Origin of the sequence: Sphaerisporangium sp. NPDC049003 (genome assembly GCF_043197795.1) — a bacterium.
Classification (GTDB): domain Bacteria; phylum Actinomycetota; class Actinomycetes; order Streptosporangiales; family Streptosporangiaceae; genus Sphaerisporangium.
In genome coordinates this window covers 81,974-93,540 of record NZ_JBICTU010000002.1, presented here as the reverse complement: position 1 = coordinate 93,540, position 11,567 = coordinate 81,974, and the positions used below count along the sequence as shown (strand labels likewise).

Sequence of the window (11,567 nt, the reverse complement as noted above, 5' to 3'; positions counted from 1 at the left end):
GACAATGGCTGCGGACATTCGTCGGGGTGCCGTCCGGCGTCGTTCATCCGGCATTCCGCCGCTGGAAACAACCCCAAAAGGCCGTGGAATGGCGAAGGAAAGGTGTCGGGCACGTGCCCGCGCCCGTTCACGCGCCGTTATCGCACCGGCCATGGGCCTGGCTCGACACTGGCCACGGACCTCGGGAAACGCAGTTGACCGGGGAAACCCGCTCACGCATTCACCACACGCCTACGAGGGGATCGACGTGCAGCCAACTGGCCCCGAGGGGTCGGTCACGAGTGACATGCCCGAGAAGGGGCCGCACGCTCAGGAACCGCGAAAGCTGGAAGCCCGCCTCACCGACGCCGACCGTCTCTACCGGGCCTTCGTGGCGTCCGGCGCCGGGGCCACCCTGGTGCTGATCACCCTCATCGGTGTCTTCCTGCTGATCGGGGCATTACCCGCGCTCAGGACGGCCGGACTGTCGTTCCTCACGACGCAGCCATGGGCACCCGACGGTCAGCCACCGAAGTTCGGCGTCGCCGCGATGATGTTCGGCACCTTCGTCAGCGCGGCGGTGGCGATGGTGATCACCGTGCCGGTCGCGGTGTGCACGTCGCTCTTCATCAACGAGTACGCCCCCCGGTCCCTCCGCAGGGGGCTCACGTCGCTGGTCGACCTGATGGCGGCCATCCCCAGCCTGATCTTCGCCATCTGGGGCCTGTTCCTGCTCGTGCCGCTCCTCCAGCCGATCGAGGACTGGGCCGTCGCGCAGTTCGGCGGGTGGATGCCCCTGATGGAGGCCTCGGCCACGGGAGGGTCCCTGTTCAACGCGGGGCTGATCATCGCGTGCATGGCGATACCGATCACCACCTCGATCATCCGTGAGGTGCTCGCACAGGCGCCGAGGCACGAGTGCGAGGGAGCGCTGGCCCTGGGCGGCACCCGGTGGGGGATGATCACGGCGGTCATCCTGCCGTTCGGCAGGAGCGGCATCGTCGGCGGCTCGATGCTCGGACTCGGCCGCGCGCTCGGGGAGACGCTCGCCGCGACGCTCATCCTCTCGATCGCCTTCGAGATCAAACCCCGCATCCTGGAGAACGGCGGCATCACCGTGGCGAGCGGCATCGCCATCGAGTTCAGGGACGCGCAGGAGCTCGGCCTCAGCGCGCTCATGGCCGCCGGGCTCGCGCTGTTCCTCGTCACCTTCGCCATCAACTTCCTCGCGGCCCTGGTGGCCAACAGGTCACGACCGGGAGCCGGCGCATGACGGCGCCGGAGACCAAGGCACTGCCCAGCACCTCGGGGACCGGGGAACGGCGGCCCGATACGGACGCCGGCGCCGGCCCGCCCCGGAAGGTCCCGCCGAGACGGCGCCCCAGGGCGTGGCGCTGGACGGACATGATGGAGACGGCCGGCTCGCTCGTGGCCGCGTTCTTCCTCACGTGGCTGCTCTTCACGCGGCTGCTGCCGTTCCGCGTCATGCCGGTCGCGTTCGCCGTGGTCTGGTACGCGCTGTTCCTGCCGATCCACTGGCTGGTGACCAAGGACGGCCAGGGCCGGCCGGCGGCGAAGGACCGGCTGGTCACGGTCCTCATCGGCACCGGGGCGATGTTCGCCTTCGCGCCGATCGTGTTCGTGATCGGGTACGTCGGCTACCGGGGCCTCAAGGTGCTGCGCCCGAACTTCTTCACCGAGACCATGCAGATCGTCGGCCCGCTTTCGAAGGCGACCGAGGGAGGCGCCCTCCACTCGATCATCGGCACCCTGGAGCAACTGGCGCTCGCCACGGCCATCGCGGTGCCCCTGGGGGTGCTCACCGCCGTCTACCTCAGCGAGATCCAGGGCCCCCTCGCCCGTCCCGTGCGGCTCGTCGCCGACGCCATGACCGCGTTGCCCTCGATCGTCGCGGGTCTGTTCGTCTACTCCCTGCTGATCAAGCCGCACCTCTGGTTGCAGTCGGGAATCCTCGGCAGTCTCGCGCTGGCGATCCTCATGCTCCCCACGGTGACGATCACGGCGGAACAGGTGCTTCGTGTCGTGCCGGGAAGCCTGCGCGAGGCCGCGCTGGCGCTCGGCGCGCCGTACTGGCGCAGCGTGCTGCTGGTGGTCCTCCCGACCGCGCGGGCGGGTCTCGCAACCGCGGTCATCCTCGGCATGGCGCGCGTGGTCGGCGAGACCGCGCCGGTGCTGATGACCACGGGTGGCACGACGGTGCTGAACACCAATCCGTTCTCCGGCCACCAGGACAACCTGCCGCTGTTCGTGTTCACCCAGATCAGGAGCTCCCAGGAGACCCAGGTCGAGCGGGCCTGGGGCGGCGCGCTGATCCTGCTGGTCGTCGTGCTGCTGCTGTTCGTGCTGGCCCGGATCGCGGGCTCCGCGGGCTCTGGGCGGCGCCGAGCCCGTTTCCCCGGCCGTGGCGGGCAGCGCCGTGGCCGCTGAAGGCGTATCCGATGCGGAGAGGACGGACGTCATGACCGTGCCAGACGTCCAGCACACCCGGCCCATGCCCGAGGCGGACGCCCGCCCCGCCGGCGGCGTCCTTGAGGGAGTGGACGTGAGCTGCTGGTTCGGCTCGCGGAAGGTGCTTGAAGGAGTCGGCATCAAGATGGACGCGGGGGTCGTGACCGCGCTGATCGGCCCATCCGGGTGCGGCAAGTCCACCTTCCTGAGGACCCTGAACCGCATGCACGAGCTGGTGCCGATCGCCACGCTCGCCGGTTCGGTGCTGCTCGACGGCGACGACATCTACGGAGCCGGCCTGCGCCTCACCGAGGTGCGCCGCCGCATCGGCATGGTGTTCCAGAAGCCGAACCCGTTCCCCGCCATGACGATCGCCGACAACGTGGCGGCGGGCCTCAAGCTGACCGGGACCAAGGTGCGCGACCGCGACGAGCTCATCGAGGCCAGCCTGCGCAGGGCGGGCCTGTGGAACGAGGTGCGCAACCGGCTGGACGCCCCCGCGGGCGGCCTGTCGGGCGGCCAGCAGCAGCGGCTCTGCATCGCGAGGTCCCTGGCCGTCAGCCCCGACGTCCTGCTCATGGACGAGCCGTGCTCGGCTCTCGACCCCACGTCGACCAGGCGCATCGAGGAGACCATCCTCGAACTCAAGGACCAGGTCACGATCGTCATCGTCACCCACAACATGCAGCAGGCGCAGCGCGTCTCCCAGCACTGCGCCTTCTTCCTCGCCGCCGAGAACGAGCCGGGGCGCGTCGTCGAGCAGGGCCCCACGGAGCAGATCTTCTCGGATCCCGAGGACCCGAGGACCGCCGACTACGTCAACGGCCGGTTCGGCTGAGCCGCCCGCGAGTTTCTGGAGCACAGGAATGCCAATCCTCCGCCGAGGCGCCCGGCTGCTCGTGGTGCTGACGCTCATGATCCTGCCCGCGTCGCTGGGCGCCGCGCCCGCGTGGGCCGCCTCGCCCGTGAACGGGTCCGGGTCCACCTTCGCCTATGTCGCGATCCAGCAGTGGATGTCCGACGTCGCCCGGTTGCAGGGGCTGAGCGTGAACTTCGCGCCCAAGGGATCGACTCAGGGCCGGCAGGAGTTCGCCACGCGCCAGGCGGACTTCGCCTCCAGTGACGTCTCCTACAACTTCCCCGGGGGGCTCGGCGTCGAGCAGGATCCGCCCTTCAAGTTCACCTACATGCCGCTCGTCGCCGGCGGCACCGCGATCATGGTCAACCTCAAGGACAACGCGGGCAGGCCGATCACCGACCTCCAGCTCTCGGGCGGCCTCCTCGTGAGGCTGTTCACGCAGAACATGTTCTCGTGCGCCAACAAGGGCGCCGAGCAGGAGATCTTCTGGGACGACCAGGCGATCAAGGACGACAACCCCGGCCTCGCGGCGCGGCTCCCGCACGTCCGGGTGCGCCCGGTCGTCCGCGCCGGCGGCTCCGGCACCACGGCGGTGTTCACCGACTACCTGAACCAGATGGACCCCGGCCGGTGGAAGGCCTACATGCAGGGCGTGGGCGGCAACCCCAACGGGTGCTCCACCGAGAAGTCGTCCAAGTGCACCGACCAGGTGTGCGGCCCGACCGACGTGTGGCCGAACCGGCCGGACACCGACCTCGTGGACGGCTCCGACCGCGTCGCGATCCAGGTGAAGAACGGCAACGCGAGCTGGGGCTGGATCGGATACGCGGAGTACGCCTACGCCATCCAGCTCAACGTGCCCGTGGCGAAGATCAAGAACGCCGCGGGTCAGTACACCCTGCCCACGGCGTGCAACCAGGCGATCGCCCTCACCGCCGCCGAGCGCAACGGCGACGGCACGTACAAGCTCGACAACGTGCACACGCACCCGCACCCCAGCGCCTACGCGATCTCCAGCTACAACTACATCATCGTCCCCACCGAGGGGTTCGACGCGGGCAAGGGCGAGACCCTGGCGAGATTCGTCCTCTACTCGATCACCGACGGCCAGAAGAACGTCGACCAGATCGGCTACTCCCCGCTGCCTTCGAACCTGATCCAGCAGGGTTTCGACGTGCTCGGCCAGGTGCCGGGTCATCCCTCGGTCCCCGGAAACCCCGACACGTGGGGCAAGTACTACGAGAACCTGCAACTGCCGGACGGAAAGAAATGCGGCCAGGTGGGCGAGCAGACCGCGAACGATCCCCCTCCGCAGCAGAACAACAACACCGGCACCAACAACCAGAACAATCAGAACAGCGATAACAACCAGCAGAACAATGACAAGAAGGACGACAAGGGTACGGGGAACCCCAGTCCGACGCCGAGCGCGAGCGCGAGCACGAAGGCGCCGGGTCCCAAGGCCGGCAAATCCCCCAAGGCCACCACTGGTCCCAAGGCCACCACAGGACCCAGTGCGGGCAACGGCCCCAAGGCCACCGCTGGACCGGCCGCGTCCGGTTCCGCCACCCCGGGGGCCGCGGCGAGCGGAGGCGAACCCGGGTCCACCACGCCCGACACCGCCGGCGGGGCCACCGGAGGGGGCACGGTGGCCGTCGACCAGAACGGCCTGCCCGTGTCCGAGACGCCCGGGTCGACGGGCAACGGCCTGATCGATCCCACCCTCGCCGCGGGGGCGGCCCGCGAGATCGACACGGTGGCGTCGTCGATCGGCACCCCGTGGACCCTGCTCGGTCTCGCGGTGACGCTGCTGGCCATCGTGTTCGCGCCGATGATCCTCGACGGTGTCCGCCGCCTGATCCGCATGAGCGGTCCCGGTGAGTGACGGACCACGATTTCCGCATCGGCCGTCCCGCTGAGTGACAGAACCCGATTTCCGCATGGCCGTCCCGGCGACTGAGAGAACACGATGAGAGTCCGAACACTGCTCGCGGGCCTGGTGGCCTTCGCTGTGGCCGCCGGCCTGGTGGCCGTGGCCGCCCCGCCCGCCGCGGCCGCCCCGTCCGGCACGATCGCCGAGCCCGCGGCGGACGGGGCCCTCTACACGCGGGCGCCCATCCTGGTGCGCGGAACGCTGAGCGGCGCGGCCCAGATGGTGGTGGCCGTCCAGGACAGGGTCAGCAAGCTCTGGTGGCACGCCGACGGGAGCTGGGGCGACTACGAAGGCCGGCTGGCCGTCCTGGACGGAGGCTCGTGGAGCTTCACCTGGCCGGCCCCCGAGCCCGGTGACTACCTCGTCCAGGCCAAGGCGGTCGCGTCCGACGGGTCCTACGACCCTGCCCTGCCGTACCGGAGGTTCACGGTCGTGGACCTCCCGGCGGATCCGGCGGCACCGGCCGGTGTGATCGCCGAGCCCGTCGCGGGCGCCGTCGTCCCGGTGGGGCAGAAGATGACCATCCGCGGGGCCGGGCAGGCGTCCGGAGGCGTCGTGTGGGCCGGTGTGACGATCCTCGACAGGGCGGCGCACGCCTGGTGGCACGCGGACGGCACCTGGGGCGCCTACGAGCGGCAACCGGTCACGATCGGCGCGGCCGGCGCGAGCAGGGTGGCGTGGTCCTTCGACTGGACCCCGCCGAAGGACGGTGACTACCTGCTGGAGGTGGCGACCCGGGACGGGGGAGGGGTGACCGCCATCTCGCCGTCCGTCGTGTTCGCCGCCGACGGCGCGCCCCCCTCGGTCACGGCCGCCGGGCGGGCCTCCTACCCGGACCAGCGCCCGATCACCTGGACCGGCAGCGCTTCCGACAACCGGGGCGTCGTCTCCGTCAGCGTGGCGATCTACGATCGGGCCGCCAAGCTGTGGGCGCGCGGCGACGGCACCTGGGGCGACTACCAGTCCCTGCCCGCGACGCTGACCGGTCCGGACGGCGGCATGCCGTGGACGGCCTCCCCGGCGGGCCAGTTCGCGTTCAGCCAGGTCGGCTGGACGTTCACCTGGACGCCGCCTCGCCCCGGCGACTACGGCCTTTCGGTGTTCGCCACCGACGCGATCGGCCTGTTCGACACCGCGCACCCGTGGCTGCCCTTCTCGGTCACCGCGCCGGGGCCGGACGCCGAACCGCCTGTGGGAGAGGTGACCGCGCCGCTCCCCGACCAGGGCCTGACCTCGCCCGGCGTCCGCGTGGCCGGTACGGTCACCGACGACGTCGCCGTCGACAAGGTCCGCGTCGGCGTCCAGGACAGGGACACCGGCAGATGGTGGCAGGCGGGCGGCACCTGGGGAGCCTCGCCCGGCTGGGGGGCCGCCACCGTTACCGGGTCCACCTGGTCCTACCAGTGGGGGGCTCCGGCCGCCGGGCACTACGGCGTCACCGTGCGGTTCGTCGACAAGGCGGGCAGGGAGAGCTCGCGCTGGCGAGGGTTCGACTACGACCCCGGCTCCGACGGGAGGTATGTCACCCTGCTCATGTCCCGGTCGCAGTGGAGCGCGGTCGACCGGGCGTGCCGCCCGCTGCGGGGGGCCGTACAGCTCGACGAGGTCGCCCGCGAATTCAGGGCGCGGGGCTTTCCCGCGAGCGGAACCGTCGTCGTGGACCGGACCCTGGACCAGAACAGGCAGTGCCTGGCCGGCTTCGTCGACTACGCCAACTGGGCCGACCTCGCCGCCCTTCGTGACCAGTACGGCTGGACGTTCGTCAGCCACGGCATGGGCTACCGGAACATGACGACGCTGACCCCCGAGCAGCAGCGGGCGGAATCATGCGGATCACTCGCCCCGCTGGCGAGCCGGGGCCACACCCGCGCCTGGGGGCTGTTCGCCTATCCCGACGACAGGCTCACCACGCCGATCCAGCAGGATGTCGTCTCCACGTGCTTCGCCTTCGGCCGCAAGTACGGCACCGGCGTCACCGGCCGGTCCGGCGTCGCCCCGCCGTACTTCCAGAGCACCTGGAGCCTGCCCGCCGGCAGGTGCGACGACCCCTCGCTGCTGTGCGCCCGCTGGGTGCCGAGCGTCACCGGGGCCAACGACTACCGCTATACCTCGCCCGACCAGCTCGCGGAGTTCCTCAGGGGCTACCCCGGCACGTGGCGGGTGCTCCAGGCGTACCGGTTCATGCGGGGCAAGCGGATCGTGGACTCCGGCCAGGGGGAGTCGTGGGACTGCACCGGATCGAGCTGGCGCAGCCACTGGACGGGCGGCGCAGAGGCGTACTGCCTGAACGACTTCCTCACCGCCCTGCGGGCGGCGAGCGGGCAGGCCACGGTCACCGATCCCGCCGCGGTCGCCGGCGCCTGGGGCCGCGACCGGACCGCTCCATGAGAGGACGGCAGGACTCCTATGACCGCTTCTGAGGCGCGGGACCGCGCCGCCGGGCCCGGCGAGGTGACCTACGCGGCCACCCGCCACCCGCGCGCCGTGTGGTGGAGCGCCGGCCTCGGGATGGGCCTGGCGAACGCGGTGCGTCACCGGCTGCGCGGCTACCGCACCCCGCGCCCGTTCGGCGCGGACGAGGTCGGGCGCGGCGTCGCCTACGTCACCGGGGTGGTCGAGCGGTGGGCGCGAGACGGCGATCTCGACTTCACCGGCCGCAGGGTCCTGGAACTGGGCCCCGGGCCGGACCTCGGCACCGGTGCGATCATGCTCGCCCGCGGCGCGGAGTCCTACACCGCGGCCGACCTGTTCCCGCTGGCGTCGGACACCGCCCCCGCGTTCTACGAGGCGCTCGGCGCCTGCCTCGGCCGTCCGGTGGAGCGCGACCGGCTCGACTACCGGGTCACCGCCTTTCCCGGCATGCCCGGCGTCGCCGGGCCGTTCGACCTGGTGGTGAGCAACGCGGCGCTGGAACACTTCGACGACGTCCCGGCGACGTTCGCACGGCTGGCCGAGCTGGTCGCTCCGGGCGGCGTCATGTGCCACCACATCGACGGCATGACGCACATGCGCGGGATCCGGTCGCGTGACCCGCTCAACATGCTGCGCTACCCCGCCCCGCTCTACCGGGCGATGAGCTTCCCCGGCGTCCCCAACCGGCTACGGGCGCGGGACTTCCTCGACGCCGCCGCCGCGACCGGGTGGAACGCCCGGGTGGTGCCCGGACTGGTCGCGCCCACGGCCTACGTGGAGTCGGCGCGCCCGGGCCTCGCGCGCCCGTACCGGACGCGTGACGCCGATGACCTCGCGCTGCTGACCTTCACCCTCCTCGCCAGGCGGCCTGATCAGCGGCCTAATCAGGGGGCGCGGGCGACTGGGCGTCGATCGTCAACTCGGGAGTGACCGTCGGCGCCGCCGGGGGATCGGTGGGCGCCGGCGAGCACTGCTGGCACGGGTCCGGGGTCGGGTCCGCCGTCGGGGTCCTGCTCGGCTTCACGGTCGGCTTGGTGGTCTTCGTCGGCATGGGCGTCGGGGTGGGCGTCGGCCCCGGCTTGGTGGTCTGCTCCGGCTGGGAGTCGCCCGTGCCCGAGGGGCAGGGCTCCGGCTCCGGCGCCTCGGCCGACGGCACCGCGTCCGACGGCACCGTGGTGGCGCAGTCGTTGCCCGGAGCGGTCGTCGGGGTGGGCGTCGGCGTCGTGATCGGCGTCGAGGCGATGGTCGGGCTGGCCTGGGCGGGGCGCTCTGTGCCGCCGACCGGCGGCTGGACGCCGTTCCCCGGCCTGCGCGTGCTCGACTCGTCAGGCGGCGAGGTGTCGTACTGCACGGGGGTGATGCGCTGGTCGGTGGTGATGTGCTCGCGCAGTGGAGGCACGACCATCACGACCGTGGCCGCCACCAGGACGGCCCCACAGGCCGAGGCGGCGGCTCGCCACCAAAAGACACCCCGCAGACCACGTTGGTCGATGCGGGTGCGGATGATCTGCAGTCCTTCTGCGGAGGGCACGACAGAATCCGCCTCCGCGCGCAAGACACGGCGGAGGACCTCGCCGTACTCGTCGGGGGACTCGGTCATGACAATTGCTCCAGTACGGTGCGTAAGGCGGCCATGCCGCGGGCTGTGTGGCTCTTCACCGCACCCTTGCTGATGCCCATGGCGCCGGCGATCTCCGCTTCGGAGAGATCGCCGTAGTACCGCAGCACCAACGCCTCGCGCTGCCTGGTGGGGAGCCCGCGGAGCGCCTCGATGACGGCGGACCGTTCGAGCTCTCCTATGGCTCCGTTCTCCGCGCTCGGCGCGTCGGGGAGGCCCTTGGGGGCGTACTTCTCCACGACGGCACGATGACGGAGCACTGAGCGCGATCGGTTGACGACCGACTGGCGCAGGTAGGCGAGTGCCTTGTCGGTGTCGCGCAGGCGGCGCCACGCCCCATGGAGGGCGACGAACGCGTCCTGCACGACTTCCTCCGCGGTGGCGGTATCGCGCACCAACAGCATGGCGAGACGCACGAGCGACCGATAGTGGGCGCTGTAAAGCGCCGTAACGGCCATGTCGGCGTCCCATCCGACGGGCACCGCCCCCAGCGACCTTTCGGCCACGAGGGTCTCGGTGGTCACATCTGTTGGACGCACGGCCTTCCCAGAGGGTTTACTCTCTGCCGGTTCTTTAGGGGGCATGACCCACTTGTGTCCTCGCCGGTGGCCTCGCCGACACTGACCGCTGTCTGACGCTGAAGTGTCGCACACCAACCCTATCCGCGAGGATCTTTCGACGGGACCTCCTCGGTATTACCGATTGGCAACAGAGGTGACTACCCTTTGGGCGTGACAGACTGCCTGTTCTGCAAGATCGTGGCCAAGGAGATCCCGGCCGCGATCGTCTACGAGACCGACCGCACGGTGGCCTTCCGCGACGTGAACCCGCAGGCCCCGACCCATGTGCTGGTGATCCCCAAGGACCACTACGAGAACGCCGCGGTGCTCGCGGCGGCCGACGACGGGCTCGCCGACGAGGTGCTCAAGACGGCCCACGCGGTCGCCGTCCAGGAAGGGGTGGCCGGCGACGGCTACCGCCTGGTGTTCAACACCGGCCCCCAGGCCGGTCAGACGGTGTTCCACGTGCACGGCCACGTGCTCGGCGGCCGGGCCATGCAGTGGCCTCCGGGCTGAGCCCGGCCCGGATACGATGGGCTTAGCCAGCGGCGCGGTCGGGCCGGATGCCAGGCGACTGCACGGTCATCCTAGCGAGCGCGACAGACAAGTACACCAGGTACACCAGGCCGGGAGGCGAGCAGGCCGCAGGGCCGCCCATGTCCGAGTCACACGATTCCCGCAGCGCGCCGAACGGCGCGCAGACCAGCGAACCGCCGCGCACCAAGGGCCCGTCCCGCACGCAGGCCAAGGTGGTCATCCCCGACCAGTACTCCATGGTGAGCCTTCTCGGCTCCCGTGACGAGCTGCTGCGGGTCATCGAGGCCTCGTTCCGCGCCGACGTCCACGTCCGCGGCAACGAGATCACCATCAGCGGAGGCCCCGAGGAGAGCAGCCTTCTGGTGCGGCTCTTCGAGGAGATGGTGGAGATCGTCCGGTCGGGCGCGCAGCTCACCGGCGACGCGGTGGAGCGGAGCATCGCCATGCTCCGCATGAGCTCCGGCCGCCCCGCCGACGTGCTCTCCCTCGACATCCTGTCGGCGCGGGGGCGCACGATCCGCCCGAAGACGGTCAACCAGAAGCGTTACGTCGACGCGATCGACAAGCACACGATCGTGTTCGGCATCGGCCCCGCAGGCACGGGCAAGACCTATCTGGCGATGGCCAAGGCGGTCAAGGCCCTCCAGAACAAGGACGTCAACCGCATCATCCTGACCCGGCCGGCGGTCGAGGCGGGGGAGCGGCTCGGCTTCCTGCCCGGCACGCTGTACGAGAAGATCGACCCCTATCTGCGCCCGCTCTACGACGCGCTCCACGACATGCTCGACCCCGACTCGATCCCGCGCCTGATGGCTGCGGGCACGATCGAGGTGGCGCCGCTCGCCTACATGCGCGGGCGCACGCTCAACGACGCGTTCATCATCCTCGACGAGGCGCAGAACACCTCGCCCGAGCAGATGAAGATGTTCCTCACGCGCCTGGGCTTCGGGGCCAAGATCGTCGTCACGGGTGACGTCACCCAGATCGACCTTCCCGGCGGCACCGAGAGCGGCCTGAAGGTCGTCCAGGATATCCTGGAGGGCATTCCGGACATCCATTTCAGCAGGCTGACGAGCGCGGACGTCGTGCGGCACAAGCTGGTGAGCGACATCGTCGACGCCTACAGCCGTTACGACCTCGCGACCGCCGAGCCTCATGCCATCAAGGGCGCCAAGCGCCCTCGGGGGAGATAAGAAACAC

The 11,567-nt window shown here is 70.6% G+C and carries 10 protein-coding genes; 8 read left to right on the top strand and 2 right to left on the bottom strand.

What is annotated here, in order from left to right:
- The first annotated feature begins 247 nt into the window (after positions 1 to 247).
- From pstC to ACGFIV_RS02355, 6 genes are all read left to right on the top strand, one after another.
- Positions 248 to 1,252: a phosphate ABC transporter permease subunit PstC gene (pstC, locus tag ACGFIV_RS02380; RefSeq protein WP_358548175.1), complete on the top strand. Its 1,005-nt coding sequence runs from the start codon at positions 248 to 250 to the stop codon at positions 1,250 to 1,252.
- Complete coding sequence (pstA, locus tag ACGFIV_RS02375) at positions 1,249 to 2,427, top strand: phosphate ABC transporter permease PstA (RefSeq protein ID WP_358548172.1); 1,179 nt, start codon at positions 1,249 to 1,251, stop codon at positions 2,425 to 2,427. Before pstC ends, pstA begins: the two co-directional genes overlap by 4 nt.
- A gap of 64 nt (positions 2,428 to 2,491) precedes the next feature.
- Complete coding sequence (locus tag ACGFIV_RS02370) at positions 2,492 to 3,286, top strand: phosphate ABC transporter ATP-binding protein (protein WP_358548280.1); 795 nt, start codon at positions 2,492 to 2,494, stop codon at positions 3,284 to 3,286.
- Between the two features lie 28 nt (positions 3,287 to 3,314).
- Positions 3,315 to 5,192 carry a substrate-binding domain-containing protein gene (locus ACGFIV_RS02365; RefSeq protein ID WP_358548169.1) on the top strand — a complete coding sequence of 626 codons (1,878 nt, stop codon included), beginning with the start codon at positions 3,315 to 3,317 and terminating at the stop codon, positions 5,190 to 5,192.
- Positions 5,193 to 5,276: 84 nt separating this feature from the next.
- Complete coding sequence (locus ACGFIV_RS02360) at positions 5,277 to 7,628, top strand: hypothetical protein (protein WP_392831239.1); 2,352 nt, start codon at positions 5,277 to 5,279, stop codon at positions 7,626 to 7,628.
- An 18-nt stretch (positions 7,629 to 7,646) separates the two neighbouring features.
- Positions 7,647 to 8,582, top strand: coding sequence for a methyltransferase domain-containing protein (locus ACGFIV_RS02355; RefSeq protein WP_358548163.1), 936 nt, complete (start codon positions 7,647 to 7,649; stop codon positions 8,580 to 8,582).
- Here the strand turns inward: ACGFIV_RS02355 and ACGFIV_RS02350 are convergent.
- Together ACGFIV_RS02350 and ACGFIV_RS02345 are read right to left on the bottom strand one after the other, a co-directional pair.
- Positions 8,533 to 9,252, bottom strand: coding sequence for a hypothetical protein (locus tag ACGFIV_RS02350; protein WP_392831236.1), 720 nt, complete (start codon positions 9,250 to 9,252; stop codon positions 8,533 to 8,535). The genes ACGFIV_RS02355 and ACGFIV_RS02350 overlap by 50 nt on opposite strands.
- On the bottom strand, positions 9,249 to 9,728 hold the full coding sequence (locus ACGFIV_RS02345; protein WP_358548277.1) for a SigE family RNA polymerase sigma factor: 480 nt from the start codon (positions 9,726 to 9,728) through the stop codon (positions 9,249 to 9,251). Before ACGFIV_RS02345 ends, ACGFIV_RS02350 begins: the two co-directional genes overlap by 4 nt.
- A 267-nt stretch (positions 9,729 to 9,995) precedes the next feature.
- Between ACGFIV_RS02345 and ACGFIV_RS02340 the strand changes: the two genes are divergently transcribed.
- Both ACGFIV_RS02340 and ACGFIV_RS02335 read left to right on the top strand, forming a co-directional pair.
- Complete coding sequence (locus ACGFIV_RS02340) at positions 9,996 to 10,346, top strand: histidine triad nucleotide-binding protein (protein ID WP_358548158.1); 351 nt, start codon at positions 9,996 to 9,998, stop codon at positions 10,344 to 10,346.
- 257 nt (positions 10,347 to 10,603) lie between these two features.
- Complete coding sequence (locus ACGFIV_RS02335; protein WP_358548274.1) at positions 10,604 to 11,560, top strand: PhoH family protein; 957 nt, start codon at positions 10,604 to 10,606, stop codon at positions 11,558 to 11,560.
- The last annotated feature ends 7 nt before the right edge of the window (positions 11,561 to 11,567 follow it).